This is a genomic window from Sorangium sp. KYC3313 (genome assembly GCF_052075895.1).
In the GTDB taxonomy this organism is placed as follows: Bacteria; Myxococcota_A; Polyangia; order Polyangiales; family Polyangiaceae; genus Sorangium; species Sorangium cellulosum_B.
Map to the genome: position 1 here is coordinate 9,244,079 of NZ_CP197255.1, position 24,851 is coordinate 9,268,929.

The 24,851-nt window shown below is 71.2% G+C and carries 17 protein-coding genes and 1 pseudogene; 4 read left to right on the forward strand and 14 right to left on the reverse strand.

The annotated features are described in order from the left end of the window. Window positions 1-38: 38 nt before the first annotated feature. The 9 genes from ACSRUE_RS34975 to ACSRUE_RS35015 form a co-directional block, all read right to left on the reverse strand. Window positions 39-767, reverse strand: coding sequence for a hypothetical protein (locus tag ACSRUE_RS34975; RefSeq protein ID WP_441287385.1), 729 nt, complete (start codon window positions 765-767; stop codon window positions 39-41). Between the two features lie 552 nt (window positions 768-1,319). Further along, on the reverse strand, window positions 1,320-1,799 hold the full coding sequence (locus ACSRUE_RS34980) for a single-stranded DNA-binding protein (RefSeq protein ID WP_441287386.1): 480 nt from the start codon (window positions 1,797-1,799) through the stop codon (window positions 1,320-1,322). Window positions 1,800-1,965: 166 nt separating this feature from the next. Beyond that, window positions 1,966-2,994 (reverse strand): recombinase RecA, encoded by a 1,029-nt coding sequence (recA, locus tag ACSRUE_RS34985; protein ID WP_441287387.1) that lies wholly within the window; start codon window positions 2,992-2,994, stop codon window positions 1,966-1,968. A gap of 170 nt (window positions 2,995-3,164) precedes the next feature. Continuing rightward, window positions 3,165-4,757 carry a YifB family Mg chelatase-like AAA ATPase gene (locus tag ACSRUE_RS34990; protein ID WP_437768549.1) on the reverse strand — a complete coding sequence of 531 codons (1,593 nt, stop codon included), beginning with the start codon at window positions 4,755-4,757 and terminating at the stop codon, window positions 3,165-3,167. 493 nt (window positions 4,758-5,250) lie between these two features. Beyond that, entirely contained in the window at window positions 5,251-7,710 is a 2,460-nt protein-coding gene (locus ACSRUE_RS34995) for a SpoIIE family protein phosphatase (protein WP_441287388.1), read from the reverse strand. Window positions 7,711-7,726: 16 nt separating this feature from the next. Then, the gene (locus tag ACSRUE_RS35000) at window positions 7,727-8,104 is read right to left on the reverse strand and encodes a hypothetical protein (RefSeq protein ID WP_441287389.1); all 378 of its coding nucleotides are present in this window, start codon (window positions 8,102-8,104) and stop codon (window positions 7,727-7,729) included. A 436-nt stretch (window positions 8,105-8,540) separates the two neighbouring features. After that, window positions 8,541-9,125 carry a hypothetical protein gene (locus ACSRUE_RS35005; protein ID WP_441287390.1) on the reverse strand — a complete coding sequence of 195 codons (585 nt, stop codon included), beginning with the start codon at window positions 9,123-9,125 and terminating at the stop codon, window positions 8,541-8,543. Continuing rightward, window positions 9,122-11,197, reverse strand: a complete 2,076-nt coding sequence (locus ACSRUE_RS35010; protein ID WP_441287391.1) for a hypothetical protein — start codon at window positions 11,195-11,197, stop codon at window positions 9,122-9,124. Before ACSRUE_RS35010 ends, ACSRUE_RS35005 begins: the two co-directional genes overlap by 4 nt. A gap of 370 nt (window positions 11,198-11,567) precedes the next feature. Beyond that, entirely contained in the window at window positions 11,568-12,113 is a 546-nt protein-coding gene (locus ACSRUE_RS35015) for an SPW repeat domain-containing protein (RefSeq protein WP_441287392.1), read from the reverse strand. A gap of 180 nt (window positions 12,114-12,293) precedes the next feature. On the opposite strand from ACSRUE_RS35015, the gene ACSRUE_RS35020 reads away from it, so the two are divergent. Both ACSRUE_RS35020 and ACSRUE_RS35025 read left to right on the forward strand, forming a co-directional pair. Then, window positions 12,294-13,937, forward strand: a complete 1,644-nt coding sequence (locus tag ACSRUE_RS35020) for a ribonuclease J (RefSeq protein WP_441287393.1) — start codon at window positions 12,294-12,296, stop codon at window positions 13,935-13,937. Window positions 13,938-14,183: 246 nt separating this feature from the next. Beyond that, window positions 14,184-15,584: a sigma-70 family RNA polymerase sigma factor gene (locus ACSRUE_RS35025; RefSeq protein ID WP_441287394.1), complete on the forward strand. Its 1,401-nt coding sequence runs from the start codon at window positions 14,184-14,186 to the stop codon at window positions 15,582-15,584. A 37-nt stretch (window positions 15,585-15,621) separates the two neighbouring features. On the opposite strand, the gene ACSRUE_RS35030 is transcribed toward ACSRUE_RS35025, so the two are convergent. The 4 genes and pseudogenes from ACSRUE_RS35030 to ACSRUE_RS35045 form a co-directional block, all read right to left on the reverse strand. After that, a complete protein-coding gene (locus ACSRUE_RS35030) occupies window positions 15,622-16,617 on the reverse strand; it encodes an aldo/keto reductase (RefSeq protein WP_441287395.1) in 996 nt (331 codons plus the stop codon). Window positions 16,618-16,715: 98 nt separating this feature from the next. Further along, window positions 16,716-17,111, reverse strand: a pseudogene (locus tag ACSRUE_RS35035) (SDR family NAD(P)-dependent oxidoreductase); the annotation flags it as partial. Between the two features lie 363 nt (window positions 17,112-17,474). Continuing rightward, window positions 17,475-17,714 (reverse strand): hypothetical protein, encoded by a 240-nt coding sequence (locus tag ACSRUE_RS35040; RefSeq protein WP_441287396.1) that lies wholly within the window; start codon window positions 17,712-17,714, stop codon window positions 17,475-17,477. After that, window positions 17,711-18,952, reverse strand: coding sequence for a linalool dehydratase/isomerase domain-containing protein (locus ACSRUE_RS35045; RefSeq protein WP_441287397.1), 1,242 nt, complete (start codon window positions 18,950-18,952; stop codon window positions 17,711-17,713). Before ACSRUE_RS35045 ends, ACSRUE_RS35040 begins: the two co-directional genes overlap by 4 nt. A gap of 354 nt (window positions 18,953-19,306) precedes the next feature. On the opposite strand from ACSRUE_RS35045, the gene ACSRUE_RS35050 reads away from it, so the two are divergent. Beyond that, window positions 19,307-21,712 (forward strand): hypothetical protein, encoded by a 2,406-nt coding sequence (locus ACSRUE_RS35050; protein ID WP_441287398.1) that lies wholly within the window; start codon window positions 19,307-19,309, stop codon window positions 21,710-21,712. 236 nt (window positions 21,713-21,948) lie between these two features. Here the strand turns inward: ACSRUE_RS35050 and ACSRUE_RS35055 are convergent, their stop codons facing one another. Then, window positions 21,949-22,779, reverse strand: a complete 831-nt coding sequence (locus ACSRUE_RS35055) for a hypothetical protein (protein ID WP_441287399.1) — start codon at window positions 22,777-22,779, stop codon at window positions 21,949-21,951. Between the two features lie 664 nt (window positions 22,780-23,443). Between ACSRUE_RS35055 and ACSRUE_RS35060 the strand changes: the two genes are divergently transcribed. Then, a complete protein-coding gene (locus ACSRUE_RS35060) occupies window positions 23,444-24,847 on the forward strand; it encodes a hypothetical protein (protein ID WP_441287400.1) in 1,404 nt (467 codons plus the stop codon). The last annotated feature ends 4 nt before the right edge of the window (window positions 24,848-24,851 follow it).

A 24,851-nucleotide genomic window follows, 5' to 3' on the forward strand; every position in this document is an offset into this window, starting at 1 on the left:
GCCAGACGATCGCGCCGCTGCGCCGGAGGCGCGCCGGCTCAGGGGGTCGGCGTGGGCAGCGGGCAGGTCGTCAGCTCGCCGATGACGAAGGGCCGCGCCGGGACGGTCGTGCTCGCGATCGGGTAAAAATTGCTGCTTGAAACCGAGGTGACGCTCCATGTGTGACCCACGAAGTTTCCGGCAAGATCGGTATAGATGCGCATGTAGCCCGTTCCCGGCCCTGCGACGAAGTCGCTGCACGTGCTCGTCCACCGGCTGTCACGCCAGGTGGTGCTGCATCCATGGACCGAACTGGTGGAGTCGGCGATCGGCAGCGCCCACTGCAGCGTGTCCGAGTAGATCGGGTTGATGGCCGTCGTGAGCTGCTGCGCCGGGCCCGTGACGATCACGGTGTGCCCGCCGTATGCGGTCTGTACGCCGCCTGCCACCGTCTTGTTGATGACGAGCACGTCACCCGCAGCGACGCCGGAGATGTTCGACCTCAGCGAGACGATGGCCCCGGGCTTGGTGAACTCGGTATAGTACTTCTCCGAGCTCGGGCTCGTCGAACCCCAGTAGTAGGACATATTGGCCGCGTCGTTCACCGCGTCCACGATCGGGTCTGGATCGGACCAGAACTCCTCTTTCTGAACGTTCGTGAAGAAGACAGCCCCGACCGCCGATGGCGTACCGGCAGCGATGAAGTCGAGCGCTCCGCTGGACAGCAGGGAGCACGCGTCGGCCGGCGCAGCGCCGAGCGCGACGACAGAAGCAGCAGCAGACACCATCAGAAAGCGAACCGCATTGCTGAGCATGAAGTACCTCGGTTGACGGTTACCACGTTGCCGTTCCGCAGGCCGAGCAGATTCGGTTGAGGAGGTCGATCGTGTACAGCAAGAGAATCGCACCTGGTCGCGTCGAGCCTAGCATCCACTGTTTACTTCCAAAGCACGGCATTCGTCAACACACTTCGAGCACGTTATCCATCGATTCAATCACTTTTCTGTGTTCATGTAGGACACGAGAGTTCTTCAGACGGCACTGCCGGATACTGTCCACCGTGTGATGGTGACCTGAAGTCATCGAATCAGTCATCTCGCGGCTGACGCTGCGCGCCAGCGTCCACGAAGGGCTACCTCGTGATACATCGCCCTGGAAACTGGCCTGAGTGGAATCCAGCAACACGCCAAGCGCTGAGCGCGGGGGGGCTCGATGGGGTCGCGACGGCGACCGCAGGAGGGGAATGTCGCGAACCGGGTGAGACGGCGCATGCTGGGGGACGCCGCGAGGCGGCTCGATACAAGCCGCCTCGCCCCGCGCGCCCGTCCGGACGGAGCGCCTCAGTACGGCATCTCATCCAGCGCGGGCACCTCCGGGGGCCGTCCCCGCGCGCCGTTCTTCCCGAGCCGCGCCGTGGTCGGCACGCTCGCCCCGGGCAGCGTCGGATCGCCGTCGTCGTCCGGACCCGGCGCGAGCTCCGTCGACGCGGCCCGCCGCCCCGCGAAGCGGAGATCCCGCGCGATCACCTCGGTGCGGTAGCGCTTGATCCCGTCCTTCTCGTAGCTCGACGTGCGAAGCCCGCCCTCGATGAGCACGCCGTCCCCCTTCGTCAGCACCTTGGCCAGCGCCTCGGCGCGCGGCCCCCAGAACACGATGCTGTGCCACTCGGTGCGCTCCTTGGGCTCCTTGTTCCTGTCCACGAACGACTCGTTCGTCGCCATGCGCAGGTGAAGCACCGGGGTGCCATTGCCCGTGTAGCGCAGCTCCGGATCCGCGCCGAGATTGCCCATGAGGATCACCTTGTTCAGTCCTTCGTTCATGACATGCTCCAGTTCGCTTCTGTGTTGTCGTCTGCTGTCGTTCTCTTGTCCGTGTCGTCTCTGCCGTCGCTCACCGTCCGCCGCCCTGCGCCTCGCGCGAGGCGCGGCGTCGTCGCGTTGCGAGAGCGGCCGCGTCGGCGGCGGCGAGCCGCCAGCCGCCCCGAGATCAGGAATCCATCGCCGCGCCGCCTCCGGGCCGCCCCGGCGCCGCCGCGTCGACGGCGGCGCGGAGCGACGAGGCGAGCGTCGGCTTGCCGAGCAGCGCCTCGCGGGCGCGCTCCCTCCCCTGCCCGATGTGCTCGCCCGCGAACGACAGGTGCGCGCCGCTCTTCTCCACGACCCCGAGCTGGCAGGCGAAGTCGATGAGATCCGCCGCGCCGTCGATGCCCGCTCCCCACCGGATGTCGAACTCGGCTTCTCTGAACGGAGGAGCCATCTTGTTCTTGACCACCTTGACGCGCGTCCTGCTTCCAATGGCCTCGTCGCTCACCTTCACCGGCCCTACCCGGCGCACGTCGAGCCGCACGCTCGCGTAGAACTTGAGCGCATTGCCGCCGGTCGTCACCTCGGGATTGCCGAAAACGACGCCGATCTTCTGCCGGAGCTGGTTGATGAAGATGAGCGTGGTGTCGGTGCGGTGGCATATGCCCGTGAGCTTCCGCAGCGCCTGGCTCATCAGCCGCGCCTGGAGGCCCATGTGCGAATCGCCCATGTCCCCCTCGATCTCGGCCTTGGGCGTGAGAGCAGCCACCGAGTCGACGACGATCACGTCAACGGCGCTCGAGCGCGCGAGCATCTCGACGATCTCGAGCGCCTGCTCGCCGTTGTCCGGCTGCGAGACGAGCAGCCTGTCGATATCGACGCCGAGCGAGCGCGCGTACGTGACGTCGAACGCGTGCTCGGCGTCGATGAACGCGGCGACGCCGCCCGCGCGCTGCGCCTCCCGCATCGCGTGCAACGTGAGCGTGGTCTTCCCCGACGACTCCGGGCCATAGATCTCCACGATGCGCCCGCGCGGGTATCCCCCGATCCCCAGCGCCGCGTCGAGCGACAGGGAACCGGTCCGGATCAGGCCGATGTCCCGGGTCTCGTTCTCGTCGTTCAATGACATGATCGCCCCCTTCCCGAACTGCTTCTCGATGGTGCCGACGACGGTCTTCACGGTGCGGAGCTTCTCAGCGATTTCGGTCATCATCTCGGTCTCTCCTCTTCGACGTGCGTTCGTTGCTTGTTGCGGTTCAAATGCTGCGTGTTGAACGTGCGCGCCCCCGAGCGCGCGGACAGTCGATCCAGCGCGGCCGTCGGGGCGGCCGCGATCGCGCCCGCATCGCTGCGGGCGCGGTGGTCCTTGGCCCTGCGGCGAGCTCAGGCGCCCGCGGCGGTGCTGGCGGGCGCCGGCCCGCAGGCGGCCTCGCGGTCGAACAGCCGCGCGCCGATCGCCTCTGCCACGTGCGCTGCCCGCACGGCAGAGCTCCTGTCCATGTCGGCGAGCGTGCGGGCGACCCGCAGCACCTTGGTGTACGCCCGCGCCGAGAGGCCGAGCCGCTCCACGGCCGACGCGAGCACGCGCGCGCCGGTCGCGTCCGGCATGGCGACGCGCGCGAGATCGCGCGGGCCGAGCTCGGCGTTGTGCGTCGCCCCGACCTCCCCCGCCTCGAAGCGCGCGCGCTGCGCGGCCCGGGCCTCGACCACGCGCGCCCGCACCGCCGCGGAGCTCTCGGGCGCGTCGAGCGACGACCGGCCGTCGGCGAGCGGCGCGCACAGGTGAGCGACATCGACGGGCGGCAAGGAGATGTGAAGATCGATGCGATCGAGCAGCGGCCCGCTCAGCCGCGCGCGGTAGGCGCGGACGCGATCGAGGGAGCAGGCGCAGCGATTGCCGCGGTCGCCATGGAAGCCGCACGGACAGGGGTTGATGGCGGCCACCAGGATCGGACGCGCCGGGAACACGACGCGGGCGCGGGCGCGGCAAAGGGCGACCGTGCCCTCCTCGAGCGGCTCGCGGAGCGCCTCGAGGACGCCGCGGCGGAACTCGAGCAGCTCGTCGAGGAACAGGCACCCATGGTGGGCCAGGGAGACCTCGCCGGGGCGGATGGGATCCCCGCCGCCGACGAGGCCCGCGGCGCTCACGGTATGATGCGGGGCGCGGAACGGGCGAATCGCGACGAGGCCCCTGTCCGGGGAGAGCAGCCCGGCGACGGAGTGGATCGCGGTGATATCGAGCGCCTCGTCGTAGGACGTCGGCGGCAAGACCGTCGGCAGGCGCCGAGCAAGCATGGTCTTTCCGCTGCCTGGCGGGCCGACCATGATCAGGTTGTGTCCCCCGGAAGCGGCAATCTCGAGGGCGCGGCGCGCCCCGTGCTGGCCGCGGACCTCAGCGAGGTCCGCCGCTGAAGCGCTCTGCTCTGCGTCGTTCGCGGCCATGGTCCCCGCGCCCGGAAGGGGCTTGTTGCCGCGGAGGTGCGCGACGACCTGGCCGAGGTGCTCCGCGATGAGGACGTCGATACCAGCCACGCTCGCCGCTTCGCGCGCGTTGCCCTGGGGCACGATCGCGCGCGTGACCCCCTGCGCCGCCGCGCCGCGCAGCGCCGGCAGGACGCCGCGCACGGGGCGCACCGCGCCGCTCAACGACAGCTCGCCGAGCAGGCCAATCCGGTCGAGCCCCCCGGCGGGCACCTTGCCGAGCGCCGCGAGCGCGGCGATCGCGATGGCGAGGTCGTACGCGCCGCCGCTCTTCTTGAGGTCTGCCGGGGCGAGGTTCACGGTGATCACATATTCGTCAAGCTCGATGCCCAGTTGCTGGAGCGCGGCGCGGACGCGCACGCGGCTCTCGCGGACGCTCGCCTCGGCGAGGCCCACCATCTGGAAGAACGACGGACCGCGGCCCGAGTCGACCTCCACCCGGATGGGGTGCGCGTCGAGCCCGAGCAGAGAGAACGTGAGCGCCGTGGCCTGCATGCCAGAGCCCTTTCGCGAAAGGCGTGCCAGGCGGAGAGGGCGGCGAACTCAGGGAATTTCGCGGCGGGAGGGGTGGCGGACGCGGCGGACGGGGTGGCGGCCGCCAGAGGGAGCCGCCGGAATCGAGAGGATCACCGGCAGGTGCCCGGTGAGCCAGCATTGCCACCGCGACAGGCTCCTGGCGCCCACCGCACCTCATTACACGCGCTCCGGCTATCTCGTCATGAGCGAGGTGTTCGCGTCGAAGCCAGCCAGCACGACCCGCCGATCCCCCGCCAAGACGCGCTCGCGCGCGCCGGACCGTGGACCGCGGGCACAGAACGCGGCGAGGTCCCAGAAACCAGGGCGCTCGCGGTAACTGCGCGCGGCCTTCTCCTTCGCCCGCTCGCCGGCAGCAGCACCGGCCGTGCCCCGCGCAGCGAGGAGCTCCACCGGCGCGACGGGTCCACCACGAAGAACGAGCCCGGCCAGAGCGAGCGCCGCCCCGCCCCAGCTACTCGGGCGCGCGATACCGCGCCACGACGATCGTGATGTCGTCGTCGGGGCTCGGGCACCACCCCTCGACCGCATCGAGGATCCGGTCGCGAATCACGCCGACAGGCTCCGTCTGGACAGCCTCGATGACGGCGCAGAGCCGCTCCAGCCCGAACTGCTCGTGATGGGCGTTCCGCGCCTCGGTCACGCCGTCGCTGTAGAGCACGAGCACGTCCCCATCCCCAAGGTAGAGCTCGGCGTCCCGCGTCAGCGCGCCGATCTCGGGCAGCGCGCCGATCCAGACGCCTGAGCTCGGAATGCACCCGCAGCGCCGCGTCCGCGCCGAGCACACGACCAGGTCGTCGTGCGCGCCCGCGAACGTCACGCGCCCGTTGCGCTCGTACCGGAGCAAGAGGAGCGTCGCGTGCTCGTCGCGCTCCAGACGATCGCGGACGTTCTTGTAGATCGCCTTGTTGAGCGCCGTGATGACCTTCGCCGGGCTCGCGGCCGGGTCGTTGCACGTGAGCGCCGATACCATGCTCTGGATCATCAGCATGATGAGACCCGCCGCGAGCCCGTGCCCCGCGACGTCGCCGATCCCCAGCCACCCGCCCCCGTTCGCCGGGATCACATCGTAGTAATCACCGCCGACCTCGGCCGCCGGCTTCATGACCGCGCAGAGGTCGAGCCCCTCGATCGAGAGCTGCTTCGGCACCAGCGTGGTCTGAATGCGCGCCGCGACCTGGCTCTCCTGACGGACCCGCTCCTGCTCCAGCCGCTCGCGCAGCTCCACCTCCCGGACGACCTGCCGGTGCAGCGCCGCGGCCTTGACCGCGGAGCCGAGCTGGAGGCGCAGCACCTCGTACATCATCCCGCTGGCGCGGTGGTCGAGCACCGCGACGCCGAACCTCTCCTCGTCGCCGAACGCAACCGGAAGCACGATCCTGCTGATGCGCTCGTCCGCGTCCAGGAAGCCCGGGGGCGCGAGGAGGTGCGCCGGGAAGCTCACGGCCGGCACCTCCACCTCGCGGCCGTCCTCCATCACGAACAGCGGCTTCATGGTGGCGTGCTGAGCGTCGTCGTACAGCGACACGGCGACGTCCGAGAACCGCATCCTCGGCAGCTCCGACGCCAGCAACCCCTTGAGCACGGGCAGGCTCAAGCACGCGGAGAAGCCCCGCGCGCCGTAGGTGACATCGATCGCGGCGAGCTCGACGTTCAGCCGCTGCTCCCCCTCGACGTGCACGCACTCGCTCCCGATCAGGATGCGCGCAGCGTGCCAGAGCTGCTCCAGCGCTGCGTCGCCGCCCACGGGCGACCCCTGTACCCGCGATCGCAGGAGCGATATCACCGCCTGGAACTCCTCGAGGAGCACGCCCTCGCGCCTCGCCCCGTCGAGGAGCGCCTGGAGCGCGCGCAGGAAGCGCCCCTCGTCGCCCGCGAGCTCCGCCTCCATCGCGGCGAGCAGGTCGCCCGCCCAGTCGTCGAGGGCGCCCCTCGGGATCGCCACGCTGCTGGCGAGCGCGCGCTCCAGCGACGCCCGCTGATCCGCGATGGGGCGCGGAAAGCCGCGCACCGAGGGGACCGGCTGAAGGAACGTGTCGCCCGCGCGGTACCCGCAGCCGCAGGACTCGCGCTGCGTGAGCTCCACACGCGCGAGCTGCAGCGCCTCGACAGCCTCACCGTCGATCATGCGGAGGACCGTGCTCACGGCCATCCCCCCGAGCCGCTCGATCGGCTGGCGCACCGTCGTCAACGACGGCTTCGTGAAGCGAGCGATGCCGACGTCATCGAACCCGCAAACGAGGACGTCTTCCGGGATGCGGCGTCCCTCGGCCTTGAGCACCTCGATCGCCCCGAGCGCCATCCTGTCGTTGGCCGCCACCACGGCGTCGAACGCCACCCCGCGCGCCAGGAGCTCGCGCATCGCCGCGCGCCCCGTCGGGATCGTGAACCCACCGAACACGAGGAGGCGCTCGTCGCAAGGGAGCGCCCGCGCCGCAAGCGCCCTCCGGTACCCGCCGGCGCGCAGCGCGGCCTCCTCGCTGCTGCTCGGGCCGCCGATGTACGCGATGCGCCGGCACCCGTGCTCGTCCGCCATGTGCCCGACCGATATCTCGCTCCCGAGGGCGTTGTCGACCATCAGGCTAGGCACACCGTCGATCGCGGTCCCGATGCTGCACACCGGCAGCGGCGCGAAGGACCGGCAGAACGATCGCATGACCTCCATGCCGCCGTAAGGGGAGAGCGTCGACGAGGCGACGATGACGCCGTCGGCGGTCTCAGGACCGATGAGGTGATAGAAGGTGCCCCGGTCGGCCACCTCCGGCCGGCGAGCCATGGCCGGGTCGCTGAACGCCGTCAGCAGGTTGACGTCGTGCGCCGCGGCGCCGCGCTCGATCCCGGCGCGCAGCTCGGACTGGTAGTCGCCAACGACATTGTCGATCAGAAACGCGAGCGTCCGACGCTGCCTCGTCATGGCCTCGGGCTCTCGATCAGGCGTCCGCGATCGAGACCAGCTCCGGGCAGATGCGATCCAGGGGCTTCAGGCTCCGACGCTGCCATGTCCGCTGCGCGTCCGTGACGAACCGTATCCTGCATTTGAGGCCATGGCCTATCAGGCGGCAGATGAAGCCGACGAACGCCTTGAGGCAGCTCGAGCTCATGAAGCGCACGTCGCGCACGTCGAACTCGACGGTGCTCACCGAGAGGCGCATCACCTCGCCCTCCAGCGCCTTGACGTACCTGCTGAGCGGCAGAGATGCCGCCATGTCCCCCGTGCCGGTGAGCTTGACGCTGAGGGTGTCGTCCCTCAAGGCTGGCTCGATCCCGAAGCTGTCGGTGACGACAGGATCCACGCTCAAGCAGCTCATCTCTCTCCATCTCTCGACCGAGCGCGCGACGACCGCCGGATCGTTCCTCTGGATGCTGCAGCCGACGGCCGGTGCGATGGTCGATGCGAGCTTTCCATACTACGACGTAGTCACGCCGGATCCAATCCCTTCCCGCAAGCCGCGCGGTTTGCTCTCGCCACGCGCGCCACGCGCCACGCGCCACGCGCCACGCGCCACGCGTGAGTGCGGGGAGCAGGAGGAAGGCGCACACGGTGCGGCGTCGCGCGGTGAGCACCGCAACATTTCGCGAACAGGCTCTCGATGCAGAGCGCGCCCGCTCGATCGCGGCATCCCGGCTCGGAGCGCGGGATGCCTCCGAATTCGTGTGGGTGTCGTCCGGGCGCGTGGCGCCTCGCAGGGCAGGCGCAGGGCAGCGCGTCGACCGTCGCGCGTCGCGCGTCGCGCCGGCGTGGTTTCAGAGCACGCTGACGAGCGGCCCGGCGTCGCCTTCGAGCCATTGCTCGGAGATCATGACGCTCGTCGAGAGCCCGGTCTGGAAGCGGTATCCTTCCTCGATCGAGAGGATCTCGATGACCCTCCTGTCGCCGATCCGGACGGGGAAGATCACCGAGACGCTCGACGGAAAGGGGCCGTCCTCGTCGGCCCTGTGCTGGCCGACCGAGACAGACTCGCCTCCGGCCCCGGCGCCGAGCGACCTCACGGCGACCACCGACGGAACGCTGCAATCGATCCGCAGCCACTCGCGCTGCCGGCGCGCCTTGCACGCGCCGCCCCTCGCGACGCGCGCGAGCGACACCTGCTCCGCGGCGTCCCACTCGGCCGCTGCCGGCCGCGCAGTCCGCTCGGGCGGCGGGGGCGTCGCCTCGAGCGCGCGCTTCCGCGGCGCCTCCGCGCCTCCTCCCGCGTCCGCCGGACCTCCCGCGGCTCCCGCCTGCGGCCCGGCCGCCGCGCCTCCCGCCGGGGCGAGCACCGACTCCGCCGCCTGCGCCGGCGCGAGCGCGCCGAGCAGGACCATCCCGATCACCGCTCTCTTCTTCATAACGTCCTCAAGAAGGCGGCGAGCGCCGCCTTGTCATTCCTCGACATGTGGCTGGTGCGACCCATCCGGTCCTGGTTTTCGTCGATGAGCTCTTCGAGCGTCTTCGCGGATCCATCGTGGTAATAGGGCGCCGTCCCGCCGACGAAGCGCAGCGAGGGCGTCTTGAACACCTGGCCCGCCTTCTCCTCCGCGAACCCGGGCCGCGCCGCGAACCCGGGCATCGGGTAGCCCATGCGGTCGGTGTGCTCCGTCTCGGGCACGTGGCAGCGAGCGCACTGCGCCGTGTCGCTCATGAAGAGGGCGCGGCCATGCTCTTCCTGCGGCGTGAGCCTCCGCGCCTCCCTGGGCGGCGGTACGAGGCCCGCGCGCAGGAACGCGGCCAGGTGGCGCGCCCTCAGGGCGAGCTCGCCGTTGCCCAGACCACCGGGCCCCCACCGGTGAAGGCCGAACCCCTCGCGGAGGCGCTCCGCCAGGTTCTCGCTCTGGGCGTTCCAGCCATAAGGCCCCTCGGCCGACACGCGGCCCGCGAGCATGGGAGTCTGCCGGGGCACACCGCCGCGCGGCGCCACGTCGGCCGGCTGGTTCTCGGCGGATCCGAGGAAATTGACGCTCTCGCCGCCGATGTCCATCACGTGGGCCTCGTGCCACACATGGCCGTCGTCGCGCCCGTCCGGATGGCAGCCAGCGCACCCGAGGCCGCCGCTCGTGCCCCAGTCGACCGCGTTGTAGAAGAGCTTCCGGCCGAGGGCGGCCTGCTGCGGGACCGGCGCGTCGGCCAGCGCGATGTACGGTACGGGGCTCGGCTCGAACGGAGCGTCGTCGCGGTGCTCGTCGAGGCGGACGATCGCGAGGGCGTCCGTGGAACGGCAAACCACCCACGCCATGGACTCGTCCGCGGACAGCGCGACGCCGCTGGGCGCGCCGCACAGGGTCGCCACGTAGATGTCGGGGCCCGCATGGCGGCCGAGATCGTAGGTGCGGAGCGGGCGGAGCGCCGGATCGACCGCGAGCGCGTCGAGCTCCACCAGGGCGTCGGTGCCCTCGCTGGCGACGAGCAGCGTGCGGGTGCTCTTCCGGTACACGAGCGCGCGCGGCTGGACGAACGGGGCGAGCGAGGTGTTGGGGAGCTCCAGCTCCGCGTCGTCGAACGCGGCATCGTCGAGCGCGCTCGCCCGCCAGAGCGGCGCGCCCTGGCGGCGCCGGGGCGCGAGGGGCGCCTCGTCGTTCGTCATGAGGACGTCGACCGTCGAGGCGCCGAACCACGCCTGCTCGCCGAGCGCGCCGAGCGCGTGGCGCGCGACGAAGAGGCGGCGGCCATCCGGCGAGAGCGCGGCCGCGTAGCCGAGCGACGCGGAGAGCGACCTGCCATGAGGAGCGCGGAAAGGCGACGGAGGGAGGGCGACCGGCCGGGCCTCGGGAGCGCCACCCAGCGCGATCCGGGTGAGCGAGGCGGACGTGAGGTGCGTGACGTACGCGGCCGCGCCGTCCTCGCGGATCACGACGCCGCGGGGCTCGCGCGGGACATCGATGGCCCATGTCGCGGTCGCGGTCGCGAGGTCGACCGCGGAGACCTTGCCCGCCCATGCGCTGGTGACGAGCGCCGTGCGCTCATCGGGCGTGATCGCGAGCCCCCAGGCGTCGGCCGGCAGGGGCACGCGGGCCGCTTCCACGAGCCCCGCCGTGGGATCGGGCCGCAAGATAAGGAGGAGCCCGGGATCGCGGATCGTGACGAGCACGCGGTCCGCGAGCGCGACCACCTGCGCCGGCCGCCCCGGCATGGCGATCTCGACAGGCGGCGTGCTCACGTCGACAGGGAGCGGGATGCGCCGGAGGACGGCGTGGTCCTCGTCGGCCAGATAGAGGGCGTCGTCCTGCGGCGCGCGCGCGAGCGCGCTGCCGACCCGCGTGACGGCCTGGAGCTTCTGCTGCGGCGGCGGAGAGGGCGGCGGAGCCGGCGCCGCCGTCCCGGCAACCTCGGCGCTGCGCTCGACGGCCGGCGTCTCTCTGGAAGGGCGCGAGCAAGCCGCGGCGAGGAGCGCGGCCAGGAGGAGGGTTGATGGTCGGTGCTTCATCGGTCGCCCGTGCCAACGACGGCGCCTGGCGTTCGTATTCCTCGGCACCGTCGGTCCCGATCCTCCGCGCGTCGGCCACCGCTGCGCGGGAGGCGTCGCGGCGCCTGCGACAGCCCTCCCCTCTTTTCTTGGCGATCTTGGCGCCATGGCGGTTTCTCTGCTGATCCGGGGCAACTTCCCGCAGTAAAGCAAGAGAACCTCTCAGCCTCGCTGCTGCGGTGTGTGTGACGTGCGCTGTGGTACGGTCATCGCGAATCCCGTGGGTGGGAATTAGCGGCTCGCGTGGAGCCTTCGGGAGCGTCGGTGGGACCGAGGGTGGGGGTGACTCGGCACATGGGAAGGTGCCGGTGCTGGCCGGCTGCGCGCGCGGCTACGCCCGCCGCGGCCGGCGCCCGGCGCCCCTCACCGCGCGATAGTCCGTGAGAAGCGACCCCAGGATCGTGACCGCCCCCGCGGCGACGTGGATGACCGCGGCGAGCGGGTCGCGCTTCGCGTAGCCGAGCGCGAACGGCGCCGCGATCGCCGACACGCCGAAGGCATGGTCGATGACCTCGTGCGCCTCGATCGGTATCCGCTTTGCCAGGCTCAGCCGGTAGTCGGTGAGCAGGGAGACGAAAATGACCGACGCGCCGAGCGCGACGCCCGCGATCCTCGCGGCCTTCGTCCGCGCGGAGAGCCCGGCCAGCGCGACGATGAGCCCGTTCGAGTAATCGAGGGCGGAGTGCACGTCCTCGGGGACGATCCGCGCGAGGGGCGCGGCGCCGAGGAGCGGCCTCGAGGGGATCGTCGTCGTCGTCCGCCGCGCCTCCCGCGCGCTCGGGGCGAGCGAGGCGAGCTCCGCGGTCGGTACGTCGTCCGGCGGCAGGTAGGTCGTCGGCAGCTCGTATGCGCCCAGCGAAGCGTTGGATTGTGCCATGAGGTCCTCCCGCTCTGCGCAGAGGCAATCCGCAGACCGGGGACAGGCCTCCTGCGCGGCGCGGGGCCAGATCCCTTGAGCTCGGCCCCCCCCGCCCGCGCCTCACGCAGGTCGGTCCGCGCGCGCCGCGCGCCCCACGGAGGCCTCTGTTCGTGCGATCCGCGATGCTAGGCTGCGCCCATGGGAGTCCGGATTATTCCTCTCGGCGGCCTCGGCGAGGTCGGGATGAACGCGATGCTGATCGAGGAGGAAGGCCGCCGCGTGCTCGTCGACTGCGGCGTCATGTTCCCCAACGACCAGGTGCTCGGCGTCGAGGTCGCGATCCCCGACCTCAGCTACATCCGCGAGGCGGGCGGGGTCGACGCGGTGCTGCTCACGCACGGCCACGAGGATCACATCGGCGGGCTGCCGTCGCTGCTGCGCGAGTTCCCCGTCCCCGTGTACGGGACGCGCTTCACGCTCCGGCTGGTGCGCGAGCGCCTCGCCGAGCACGGCATCGACGTGCCGCTCCGCGAGGTCGAGCCGCAACAGCACGTCGTGGCCGGGCCGTTCCGCGCCGAGCCCCTCCGCGTGACCCACTCCATCCCCGACGCGGTCGGCTACGCCATCGAGACGGGCGAGGGGATCCTCATCCACACGGGCGACTACAAGATCGATCTCACCCCCGTCGCCGGCGAGCGGCTCGATCTCGGCCGCTTCGCCGAGTACGGCCGCGCCGGCGTGGCGGCGCTCCTCTCGGACTCGACCAACTCGGAGCGCGACGGCTGGTCGGTCAGCGAGACCGCGGTGGCCGAAGGGTTCACCCGGCGGTTTCGCGAGGCGAAGGGGCGCATCCTCGTCGCGCTGTTCGCCTCCAACGTCCACCGGGTCCAGAGCGTCCTCGACCTCGCCGCCCAGCTCGGCCGCAAGGTGGTGCTCGCCGGGCGCAGCCTCGCGACCAACACGCGGATCGCCCAGGAGATCGGCATCCTGCGCGTCCCGCCCGGCGTGCTCGTCGACGACGCCACGGCGGCCTCGCTCCCGCCCGATCGCCTCGTCGTGCTCGCTTCGGGCGCGCAGGGCGAGCCGAACAGCGCCCTCGCGCGCATGGCCATGGGCGACCACCACCGGCTGCGGGTCGATCCGGGCGACACGGTGATCTTCTCTTCCCGCGCGATCCCCGGCAACGAGATCGCCGTCAGCCAGCTCGCCAACCGCCTGGCGAAGCGCGGCGCCGTGGTGCTCGATCGCGGCCTCGATCCCATCCATGCGAGCGGCCACGCGCAGGCCGAGGAGCAGAAGGTCCTCCTCGACGCCGTCCGGCCGGAGCACTTCGTCCCCATCCACGGCGAGTACCGGATGCTGCTCGCCCACGCGCGCACGGCGCTCCGGATGGGCGTGCCGGCGTCGGGGGTCTTCGTCGTCGAGGACGGCGACTCGCTGATCCTCGAGAACGGCCGGATGCGCCTCGGCGAGACGGTGAAGAGCGGGCGGGTGTGGCTCGACGCGCGCGGCGGGCTCGACGTCTCCGAGCTGGTGCTCCGCGAGCGCGAGCAGATCTCGGATCAGGGGCTCGTGATGATCTTGGTGGTGGCCGACCGCAAGACGGGCGAGATCTTGCGCGGCCCCGATCTCCTCGGGCGCGGCGTGGCGCACTTCGAGGAGGGCGGCACGCTGTACGCCGCCGCGCTCGACAGCGCGCGCGACGCGCTCGCTGCGCTGTCGCCCGCGGCGCGCACGCTGGGGCCGGCGCTGGAGGACGCGCTCAGCCGCGGCGTGCGGCGGGTGTTCCGGCGCGAGGCCTCGCGGCGCCCCGCCGTGCTCCCGCTGGCCGTGTTGCTGTGAGGTCCAGCACGTCTCGGTCAGGCGGCCCGCGCGGCCCAGGCGCCTGGCCGCGCTGACAGGCGAGCTGGAGCGAGCGCGGCTGTCGCCGGCGCTGGATCACGCGGACCGGCGGAGCCCCTTTGTTCTGTCGCCGCATGACCGGAGTCGCTTCATGGTCCATCCTGGGGGGTTGCCCTCAGGCCGCGTGTTCCGGCGAGCGCCCGGGCCGATCACCGCGCGACGCGGCATCATGGTGGAGCAGGCGAGATGAACGAGAGTCCCACGAGCTCGCGCCTTCTGGGCGAGGCGGAGACGACGATCATGGAGGGAAGGGGCGCTGTCGCCGAGACGCGGGCCGAGGAGCCGGTCGGCCCGGTCGGCGCCGATACCCGCCCTCCCCCGTCGTCGCGGCGTGGAGCGCCCGCCAGCCGGCGGGCCGCCCCGCCGTCGCGGCCGAGCGAGGACGTCGCCGCGGTCTATCTCCAGGAGATCTCTGGAAGCGCGCCGCTGAGCCGCGAGCTCGAGGTGGAGCTCGGCCGTCGTATCGAGTCGGCGGAGCGCGCGATGATCGAGGCCTGGGTCGCGTCGCCCGTCGCGCTGCGGGCGCTCGCGACGCTGGCGGACGACGTGCGGGCGGGGCGGGTGGACATGAGCGATCTGCTGCTGAACGCGGACGGAGGCGACGCGCCGAGCGACGCGACGTCCGTGAGGATGGCGCGGCTGCTCGGGCTCGCGCGGTCCCTGGCGGAGGCCGGGCGGACGGAGGCGAGCGGGCAGCGAGCGCGCGCCGCGCTCTCGGCCGGGCTCTCCGACGTGCGCCTGGGCCCCCTGGTGGAGGCGCGGATCGAGCGCGCGCTGAGCGCGGCGATCCCCGCGGTCGACAGGCTCGGGCGCCAGGCGATCGAGGGGACGCTCTCGGCGATGCGCGCCGCCTGCCGGGCGGCGGCCGAGGCGAGGGCCGAGATGGTCCGCGCGAACCTGCGGCTCGTGGCGGCGGCGGCCCGGCAGCTCCGGCACCGCGGCGTGCCGCTGCTCGACCTCATCCAGGAGGGCAACCTCGGGCTGATCCGCGCGGCGGAGAAGTTCGATTACCGGCGCGGCTATCGGTTCAGCACCTATGCGATGTGGTGGATCAAGCAGGCGCTCTCTCGCGCGTTGCTCTATCAGGGCCAGGTCATCCGGGTGCCGGTCCACATCGCCGAGACCCGGCGCCGGGCGCTGCAGGCGCGGCGGGAGATCGAGCAGGAGCACGCGCGCGAGGCGGCGCCCGAGGAGATCGCCGAGCGGAGCGGGCTGTCGATGGAGAAGCTCCAGACGCTGCGGGAGATGGCGCTGCCGCCGGTGTACCTCGACGCTCCGGTGGGGGACGACGACGGCGCGCGCCAGGGCGACTTCTTCGCGAGCGAGGGCGCCGCGCCGGACGAGCTCTTGGTCCACCGCCGCCTGCACGCGCAGGTCTCTGCGCTGCTCGAGTCGCTGACGCCGCGCGAGCGCGACGTGCTGCGGCTCCGGTTCGGCCTCGACGGCGGGCAGCCGCACACGCTCGCCGAGATCGGCGGCATGTTCTCGGTGAGCCGGGAGCGCGTCCGGCAGATCGAGGAGAGCGCGCTGAGCAAGCTGCGGACACTGTCGCGGAGGCAGGTGCTGGAGACGCCGCTCGGGGGCTGACCGGCGCTGCCGCCGCGCCGGCGCCTCGACCCCGGGCTCAGCGCGGCGAGTCGCCGTGGCGGAACTCCGCGGTCGCCTCGTCGAGCCGGGCCTTGAGCTGCGGATCGAGCTCGAGCGCGGCCGCGGCGAGCGTGGCGTCCAGCTGGTCGGGCCGGCTGGCGCCGATGATGGCCGACGTGACGGCCGGGTTGGCGAGCACCCACGCCACGGCGACGGTCGTGAGCGACTGGCCTGCTTCGGCGACGATGCCCGCGAGCTTCTCGACGGTCGCGAACGCGCGCTCGTTCCAGTAGCGCTGCTGGTAGATGGACGCCGCCGCGCCGAGCGTGAAGCGGGTGCCCGCCGTCGGCTCGCCGCGGCGGTGCTTGCCCGTGAGGAACCCGCCGGCGAGCGGGTTGTACGGGATGACGCCGAGGCCCTCCTCCTGCGCGAGCGGGAGCAGCTCGCGCTCGATCTCCCGGAACAGCAGCGCATAACGCGGCTGCACGGACACGAACCGCGCGAGCCCGCGCACGTCGGCGCGGCCGAGCGCGCGCGCCAGGCGATAGGCCAGGTAGTTGGATACGCCGATGTACCGCGCCTTGCCCGAGCGAACGACGATGTCGAGGGCCTCGAGCGTCTCGTCGATCGGGGTGTCACGATCGTCGGAGTGGAGCTGGTAGAGATCCACGTAATCGGTGCCGAGCCGGCGCAGGGAGGCGTCGATCGCGTCCAGGATGTGCTTGCGGGAGGCGCCCTGATCCCACGCGTTCGGGCCGACGCGGCCGACGCACTTGGTGGCGAGGATGAAGCGGTCTCGCTTGCCCTTGAGCCAGCGGCCGACGATCTCCTCGGTGCGCCCGGCGGCCTCCAAACCGCCGCCCAGCGGGTACACGTCGGCCGTGTCGAGGAAGTTGACGCCGGCGGCAGCGGCTTTGTCCAGGATGGCGCGGGAGGTCTCCTCGTCCGTCTGGAAACCGAACGTCATCGTGCCCAGGCACAGGCGAGAAACGGTGAGGCCGGTGCGGCCGAGTCGGGTCGTCGGGATGCTCATGATCTTCCGTTGTTGCTCTGGAGTTGTTGGCTCGAGGCGTCGAGCTGGCGCCCTCGTCTTCAGCTCCCGCGCGTCGCGCGGGTCCGTCGGTTCAGGGCTCAATAATAGATCGGCCCGACGCTGCCACCGCCGGCGACGACGGCATCGCCGTTGATCGCGACGCTCCTCGGCGAGGCGAGGAACCCGACGACCCACGCGACCTCGCGGGCGTCGACGATCCGGCCGATGCTCACCGAGGCGGCGAGGTCCTTCTCGGCCTCGGGCCGGGCGCGCTCGGTGCGCGTCGCGCCGGGGTGCACGACCGTGACGTCGATCCCCTTCGGGCCGAGCTCGTCCGCGAGGTTCTTCGTGATCGCCGCCACGCCGACGTTGCGCAGCGTGGCGACCGGGCGGCCGGCCTTGCGCACGGCCAGCCCGCCGATGTTGATGATGCGGCCCCAGCCGTTCGCGATGAGGTGCGGCGCGACGGCGCGCGCGGTCCGCAGGTAGCCCACGCCGGTACCGCGGCTGCCGCCGGTGACGATGGCCCGCTTGCCGGTGAGTTCGAGATCCACGATCAGCTCCTTCCATCGGCAGACACGAGGTCGTGTGTCCTCTCGCGCCGAGGGAGCCGCGGCTAAGCACGTTTCATTCCACCCTGCGCTTGCCCCGTGTTCGCAGAGGGGATGGCGCGCGCGCCGGCACGCCGGGCGGCGTGTCTGCTTCGCAGGCAGCAGCCTGCTGGCGCCGTGCTGCGGGTGGAGCAGCTCGCCCATCGCCGAGGCGCGCGGGGCGCGCGAGGGCGCCCTGCGCGAGCCCGCCGAGGCGGCGCAGGCGGCCGCTCAGCGCGGCGGCCGAGCCGCCCGAGAGGGCGCGGGTCACCGCGACCGGAGCCGGTCGACGACCGCGAGCACGCCCGCCGCGATCGCGAGGATCGGCGCGAAGACCACGCCGCCGAACCACGCCAGCGCGTAGGCGAGGCCGAGCAACGGATCGCCCCCGCCGGCGGGCGGGGGCGTGCCGCTCAGCACGGACACATGCTCGCGCAGGCCGAGCATGTGGCAGGCAACGAAGGCCGCGATGAGCATCGCAGCGCCGAGGGCCAGCTGTCGGCTCACGGGGCACCTCCCGCGCCGGCGATCCGCTCCCAGAGCGGGCCGAAGCTCAGCGCGTAGAGCAGCGCCGCGTCGCCGACCTGGTTGCTCGCGGCGTACCGCAGCCGGCCGCCCTCGCGGATGGGGAACGCGGCCAGGTCGAGCGACGTCAGCAGCCCTCCGAGGTACGGCGCGTCGCCGAAGGCCGCGGCGCCGAGCAGCGCGAGGCCGCTCGATCCGGCGCTCGCCCCGACGAGCGGCACGATCGGACCCGAGTCCACGTCCTCCGGGCCGGCCCACGAGCGGGGCCACTCGCGCGCCCAGCCGAAGCCGAGGAGCTCCGCCCCGAGCTCGCGGCGCGCCCGCGCGTACTGATCGCGCGCGAAATCGGGGTCGATCAGGAGCAGCGCGTGCGCGACAAGCCAGAGGGACGACCCCTCCGGGCCGTCCAGGATCCTGCCGTCGTGGGTGTAGCTCGACACGAGCAGCCCCGTCTTCGGGTCCAGGAGCCGGGCGCGCGCCGCCGCGAGCCAGCGGCGGCCGAGATCGAGGCCGCGGCGCTCGCCGTGCAGCGCGTCGGCCATGCGCATCGCGGAGAGGGCGAGCGTGTTGCAGAAGGTCCAGCACTCGTCGGGGTAGCTCTCGCCCGACAGCACGGGGCTCCGTTCCATGCGGGACCGCATCTCGGCGACGCGCGCGTCGAGCTCGGCCTCGTGGTCGGCGCGGCGCGCGACCAGGGCGCGCGCGCCCAGCATGAGCGCGATCTCGCCGTCCACGAAGAGGCTGCGCGCAGGCTGCTGCACGAACGGCCGCCGCGCGGCGTACGGCATCATGAAGTGCAGCATCCCCCGCTCGCGCTCGATCGCGAGGGTCTCGTCGACGATCCGGTCGATGACGGCGAGGTGGCGCGCCTCGGCGCCCGGATCCCGCAGCGCGGCGTTGGCGAGGCCGAGGACGAGGAAGGTCCGTCCCATGAAGTCCCACTCGGCGTTCGCGGCCCGCATCCGCGCGAGCGCCGCGTCCTGCACGGCGCTGTCCTCCTCCCAGAGCGAGAGCTGATGCGCGAGCAGCGCCTGGCCACGCGGCGAGAGCGCGCCCGAGGCGCGGTGCTCGCCCGGCTCGCTCCGGAAGAAGAGGTGGAGGCACGGGAACCATACGGCCGTGGCGACCAGCAGCGACAGCGCGGCGGCGCCGAGCCGGCGCAGGCGGCCCGCCGCCGCAGGGCGAACCACGACGCCGGCGGTGGAGGAGACGTCGGTCATGGGACGGAGCGTGGCGCGGCGCCGTGGCCGGGCTGCGCGCGAGATGTGGCGGATCGGAGGAGGCTCCGGGGATTTTCTCACCGGATGGCCGATCTCGTACACGAACGTGACGATTGGGTCGACGAGACGAAGCGTCGGACCACTCCCACGACGGCGCCGACGTCTACCTCGCCTCCCGTTCGCGGTGAGACAAGGACGCCACGTCATTCCATCCGACCTTCACCTACGCGAACATGCCCCCACGGCCGACGTGTGTCCTGCCGCGTGACCGGATCACGCAAACGAGGAGCCGATCGCCAGAGCGTCGCACACAGGCGCTTGAGCCTCTGATATTCCAAGCGTGAGGGAGCATACATGACGAGCCACGCTGGATTCACAATCAACTTCAGGGCCACGGCGGGGTCGCTGGTCCTTGGTATCGCGCTGCTCGCGGGAGGCTGCGCGGAGGAGGCCGCGACCGACGGGGCGACGAGGGCATCGAGCGACCGCCTCGCCGCGGGCACGAGCGGGGCGAGGGTGGATCTGAAGAAGCACGGGTCCTGGAGCGCGCGCCGCCGGTGGCAATCACGGGGCGTGGGCGGCGGGGGCGCCCTCTATTCGCCGTCCATCAACCCGCACGACGGCCGCGAAATCTTCATGGCCAGCGACATGAAGGGCGTCTATCGCACGAGGGATTTCGGCAGGAGCTGGACGACCCTGCACTTTCACAAGCTCCAGGGCGGCGTCCTCTCACAATTCCGCTTCACGGCCGATCCTGACGTCCTCTATGGGGTGAGCTACAGGCTGTCCACGAACGGCATCCAGGACGTGGCCACGCTGGCCAAGAGCACCGACGGGGGGGCCACGTGGGACGCCGAGATCACGACGCCCGGGCGGCCTGGAGACGGCCACTACCTGTTCGTCGACCGGCGGGGCACGCGGCGGCTGCTCTTCTCGGATTCCACGGAGCTCTACTTCTCGCGTGACGGCGGCCGCACCTTCCGCTCGGTTCACGCGACGACCTGGCCGGGCGGCCTTCTGGTCGGCGGCGTTTACTGGGATGGGCGCGACATCTATGTTGGCACGAGCGACGGACTGCTCGTCTCGCACGACAACGGGGGCACCTTCGCCGTCGACACGTCGATCGGCGGCATACCGGCGGGCGAGAAGATCGTCTCGTTTGCCGGCTCCGGGCACGGCAGGAAGACGACCTTCCTCGCGGTCACGTTCTCCGCGATGGACAGCGAAGGCAACGCCCTCGTCACCGCGGACACGACCGGCGGGGAGCTGGACGCGTACGCTGGCCTCTACCGGCTGAAGCTCGGCGGGAGGCGCTGGGAAGCCGCGACGTCCGGGCTCGGACCGGCCGACAAGCTCGCCTTCGTGGCGATGCCCGACGACGACGCCCGCGTCGCGTACGTCGCCGGCGGCGATCGCGAGAAGCTCTCACCCATCGTCCTCCGCACGGTGAACGGCGGAGAGACCTGGCAGCACGCGCTCCGCACCGACCACAACGCCAACATCGACACCGGATGGAGCGGGTTCGGAGGAGACATGGACTGGGAGTTCGGCGAGTACGCGCTCGGCCTCTCGGTGTCGCCCAAGGATCCCGACCGCGTGGCCCTCACGGATCTCGGCTTCGTCCACGTCAGCGAGGATGGGGGCAGGACCTTTCAGCAGGCCTACGTGAAACCAGCGGATGAGAACCCGAGGGGAGCAGACACGCCCCAATCCGGCGTCTACCGCACGAGCGGCGTCGAGCAGACGTCGGGCTGGTGGCTGACGTTCTACGACGAGGACACGAGGTTCGCGTCGCTCACGGACATCCGCAGCGCCTTCAGCGAGGATGGCGGCGAGTCCTGGTCTCGCGACGGCGCGAACGGCCTGTCCCTGAACACCACCTATCACGTGGTCCGGCATCCGTACACGGGGGCGCTCTACGCCGCGACCGGGAGCGTTCATGACATCTACCAGAGCCCCTACCTGCGCGACGCGCGCCTCGACGGCACGCCGAGCCGCCCGGCCAGAGGGGGAATCATGGTGTCCGCCGACAAGGGCGCCACATGGTCGCTCTTCGCCGATCTCGGCCGTCCCGTCGTCTGGCTGGCGCTCGATCCGAACGATCCGGACCAGCTCTACGCGAGCGCGGTCAACAGCCTGACGGGAGGGATCTATCACCTCGATCTGAGCGCGCCGGGGGCGGCGCCCGCCGCGCTCCCCGCCCCGCCGCGCACGCAGGGTCACCCGTACAACGTCCATGTGCTGAAGGACGGAAGCATCGTCGCCACCTACTCTGGCCATCAGCCCGGCAACACCCGGACGTTCACCGACAGGTCCGGCGTGTTCCTCCTCCAGCCTGGAGCTTCGGCATGGGAGGACCGCTCCTCGCCCGAGATGCACTACTGGACCAAGGACATCGTCATCGATCCGAACGACAGCACCGAGAGCACCTGGTACACCGCGGTCTTCAGCCACGACGAGCGCTTTTACGGGGGGCTGTACCGGACCAGGGATCGCGGCGCTACATGGCATCGCATCAGCGATCGATATCGCGTCGAGTCGTGCGCCATCGACCCGAACAACGCGAACCGTATGTACATGACGACGGAGCGGGACGGGCTCTGGCTGACCGATAACCTCGACGAGGAGACGCCGACCTTCGTCCTGGACGAGGGCTATCCATTTCACCACCCGGTGCGGGTGTTCTGGAACCCGTACCGCGTGGAAGAGGCGTGGACGGTCAGCTTCGGCGGGGGCATGCGCTCCACGATCGACCGCTGATCGCATCCGAGCACCGAGGACGCCGTCCGACCGACGTCATCCGGAGCTCGACAGGGCGCTCACGAGATTCGCATACGGCGGTGGTGGCTGACCTTCAACAGGAGGGCGGGACGCCGGCCTCCCGCCTGGAGGGAGCGCTCTGGATCAGAGCAGTCCGATCGGGATGGCGAGGCGAGCGGCCAGGATCCTGAGGGGCGCTCGCTTCCAGGAGCTCGAAGCGGAGGGGCACGTGAGCCTCATCGTGAATCAGATGGAGGAGATCCCGAGGCGCCTGGCTGCGGACGCCCGATCGCGCCGGGTGGATCCACGGGGGTGTCCCGCCGGAAGAGCCTCCTCATGACGGCGCGGGTCATGGCGAGGAGGTTCTCGCTGGTGAAGCGGAACCAGAAGGCGGCGTAGCAGCCGTTCGTGCGGAAGCCGGGGTTGGCCGCGGCGTAGCGCCGCGCGGCCGGGCGCTCGAAGTAGCGCGGCGGATACCGGCTCACCGTCTCCTCGGTCATGAAGATGTTGACGCGGACGAGGCCGCTCTCGTCGTCGACGTGGTAGTTGCTCTCCCTGGCGAGCCTGAAGAACGCCTCCCGCACCGCCTCGTCCTCCGCGGCGCCCCGGCGCTTCGGATCGAAGAGCTCGTAGCGCGCGAGCGCCTCGGTGATGGAGACGAACCCGAAGAGGCTGGCGATCGAGAGCCGGTAGAGGCGGGTCCGCGGCGCGCGGCGCTTCGTCTCGAGCAAGAACAGGAGGCCCGAGGCGAGGTGCAGCCCGCGGGTCCGGAAGTCGGGCGAGATCCTGAGCTTCCCGCCTACGATGGCCCGGCTGCGGGGCAAGGCGAGCGGCGCCGTCTTCCAGAACTGGAAGCCGACGATCGCGCCCGTGTCGGCGCGGCGGAAGACATGCACGACATCGTTGGTCCTCGCGTGCACGCAGAAGTGCCCGAAGTCCTCGGCCATGAGCGCGTTCGCGAGGGCGTGGAGCTCGCGCAGCCGCGGCTCGGTGAAGTCGCGCCGCTCGACGGTCTCGAGGCGGACGGCGGGGCGCAGCGGGGAAAGGCGAAGAAGGACGTTCAACATGGAGGGCTCCGATGGCTCCGGGATGACCCGACTCCGCGGCGGGTGAACGCCGCTCTCAGGGAGCGCGCCCCTCGGCGCGGTAACCCATGTACTTCAGGAAGCCGCGCGTCTCCTGGGTCCAGTTCTTCGGCCGGCCGGCGTAGGACGGCACGGCGGCTCACCTCGGCCCCGGCGGCGTCGAAGACGCGGAGATGTGCGGCGTCGAGGAGCGCGCCGGGCGGGAACGGCACGCCGAGCGAGACCGTGCCGCCGCGCAGCGCGCCGCGGTCGGCCGTGACGGTGACAGGCACGTGGCCTCGCTGCGCGGCGGGCTTGCTCCCGGAGATCGCCGCGCCGTCCGGCGCGCGAGGGTTGCTGGTCGGGCTCGCGGGGCACCCCGCGAGGAGAAGGACGGGCAGGCCGCGCAGGAGGAGCGCCAGCGCGAAGGGACCATGGCGCGTTCGCTTGCGGTCGTGTTGGATCGACATCGGCCGGGCGTCGCCTACGGTAGCCGGGATGCCGCGAGAGCGTACGGAATTCGCTCTTCTCTGGTCCTTCGCCAGGCTCGCGGTCGTCGGTCTCGTGGGCTGCGCCCCGACCCGGCCCCCCGCGGCGCCGCGGCCGAGGCCGTCGCGAGCCCCGGCCGACCGGGCACCTCGCCAGGACGGCAAGCGACAACGGGGGCGTGACCGCACCCACGCTGCCGATTGGAGCGACGGTGCCGCTCGGCGTGGCCGCGCTCGCTTGCAGCTCGGCCGATCGGGACGAGAGGGCAGAGCACGTCGCCTCCGCCGAGGACGAACTGCCCAGCCGCGCGCGATTCAGCAACTTCGACGCCGCCATAGAACGAAATACGCGCAACTTGCTCCAGCGGGGACAGGAGATTTTCCGATTCGACACCTTCGGCGACGAGGAGTTCTGGGGCGGCAAGCTCCGGTTGCACGAGAGCATCGCCAACGTGACGCCGGCTCAGGCGCTGGGGCTCGGGCTGAAGGTGGACGGGGACGCGCTCCCGTCGCGGCTGCGAGAAAAGATCGCGCGCGGCCAGGTCAACCTCGACGATCCCGCCGTCACGCTGAGCCTCTTGCAGCTCGATGCGATCCTCGGGGTGACGGGCTTTTTCGACGACAGCGGCAACCTGATCTCTATCGGGCTCCAGTGCGCGCTCTGTCACTCCACGGTCAACGACTCCGTGCGTCCAGGCATCGGCTCACGCCTCGACGGCTGGGCCAACCGCGACCTGGACGTCGGCGCCATCATCGCTACGGCCCCGACGCTCCAGCCGATCGTCGCCCTGCTGCCGAAGGCGCCCGCGGGCGTCGACGAGGAAGGCGTGAGGAAAGTTCTGCGCAGCTGGGGGCCGGGCAAGTACGACGCCCAGTTGCTCCTCGACGGGAAGGCGTTCCAGCCTGGACCTGACAAAAAGACCGCCGCGACCTTGCTCCCCAACGCGTTCGATATGGGCGGAGTCAACGAGCACACCTGGACGGGCAACTGGGGCTCGGTGCCCTATTGGAACGCGTACGTCGCCGTGACCCAGCTCCATGGGAAGGGTAATTTCTTCGATCCCAGGCTCAACGATAAAGACAAGTACCCGAACGCCGCGGCCACCGGGATCTGGAATGTGATCGTGGATCCGAAGAAAGATCTCGTCACGTCGAAGCTCCCGGCGTTGCACTTCTATCAACTCGCGCTCCCGGCGCCGAAGCCGGAGCCCGGGCTCGATTTCGACAGGGAGGCCGCCGAGCGCGGCGCGAAGCTGTTCACCGGCGACGCGAGGTGCACCGACTGCCACAACAAGCCGCTCTGGACCGACGCTGGCTGGAACCTGCACACCCCCGAGGAGATGAAGATCGACGCCTTCCAGGCGAACCGCGCGCCCGGCAACTCGTACAAGACGATGAACCTGGCCGCCCTCTTCGTCCGAGAGCTAGGGCTGTTCATGAAGCCGAAGAACAAGGGTCGCTTCTACCACGATGGCCGCTTCGAGACGCTGCTGGACGTCGTGCGCAGCTACAACGAGCGCTTCGATCTGAGGCTCGACTCCAGCCAGAAGCGTGACCTCGTGGAATACCTGAAGTCGCTCTAGTCAG

What these genes read in the sequence shown, in the direction of transcription:
- ACSRUE_RS34990 (WP_437768549.1), bottom strand. Translation starts at nt 4,757, where the DNA reads ATGCAGGCCACGGCGCTCACGTTCTCTCTGCTCGGGCTCGACGCGCAC.
- ACSRUE_RS35045 (WP_441287397.1), bottom strand. Translation starts at nt 18,952, where the DNA reads ATGACCGACGTCTCCTCCACCGCCGGCGTCGTGGTTCGCCCTGCGGCG.
- recA (WP_441287387.1), bottom strand. Translation starts at nt 2,994, where the DNA reads ATGATGACCGAAATCGCTGAGAAGCTCCGCACCGTGAAGACCGTCGTC.
- ACSRUE_RS35005 (WP_441287390.1), bottom strand. Translation starts at nt 9,125, where the DNA reads ATGAAGAAGAGAGCGGTGATCGGGATGGTCCTGCTCGGCGCGCTCGCG.
- ACSRUE_RS35020 (WP_441287393.1), top strand. Translation starts at nt 12,294, where the DNA reads ATGGGAGTCCGGATTATTCCTCTCGGCGGCCTCGGCGAGGTCGGGATG.
- ACSRUE_RS35055 (WP_441287399.1), bottom strand. Translation starts at nt 22,779, where the DNA reads ATGTTGAACGTCCTTCTTCGCCTTTCCCCGCTGCGCCCCGCCGTCCGC.
- ACSRUE_RS35010 (WP_441287391.1), bottom strand. Translation starts at nt 11,197, where the DNA reads ATGAAGCACCGACCATCAACCCTCCTCCTGGCCGCGCTCCTCGCCGCG.
- ACSRUE_RS34980 (WP_441287386.1), bottom strand. Translation starts at nt 1,799, where the DNA reads ATGAACGAAGGACTGAACAAGGTGATCCTCATGGGCAATCTCGGCGCG.
- ACSRUE_RS34975 (WP_441287385.1), bottom strand. Translation starts at nt 767, where the DNA reads ATGGTGTCTGCTGCTGCTTCTGTCGTCGCGCTCGGCGCTGCGCCGGCC.
- ACSRUE_RS34995 (WP_441287388.1), bottom strand. Translation starts at nt 7,710, where the DNA reads ATGACGAGGCAGCGTCGGACGCTCGCGTTTCTGATCGACAATGTCGTT.
- ACSRUE_RS35000 (WP_441287389.1), bottom strand. Translation starts at nt 8,104, where the DNA reads ATGAGCTGCTTGAGCGTGGATCCTGTCGTCACCGACAGCTTCGGGATC.
- ACSRUE_RS35025 (WP_441287394.1), top strand. Translation starts at nt 14,184, where the DNA reads ATGAACGAGAGTCCCACGAGCTCGCGCCTTCTGGGCGAGGCGGAGACG.
- ACSRUE_RS35015 (WP_441287392.1), bottom strand. Translation starts at nt 12,113, where the DNA reads ATGGCACAATCCAACGCTTCGCTGGGCGCATACGAGCTGCCGACGACC.
- ACSRUE_RS35030 (WP_441287395.1), bottom strand. Translation starts at nt 16,617, where the DNA reads ATGAGCATCCCGACGACCCGACTCGGCCGCACCGGCCTCACCGTTTCT.
- ACSRUE_RS35050 (WP_441287398.1), top strand. Translation starts at nt 19,307, where the DNA reads ATGACGAGCCACGCTGGATTCACAATCAACTTCAGGGCCACGGCGGGG.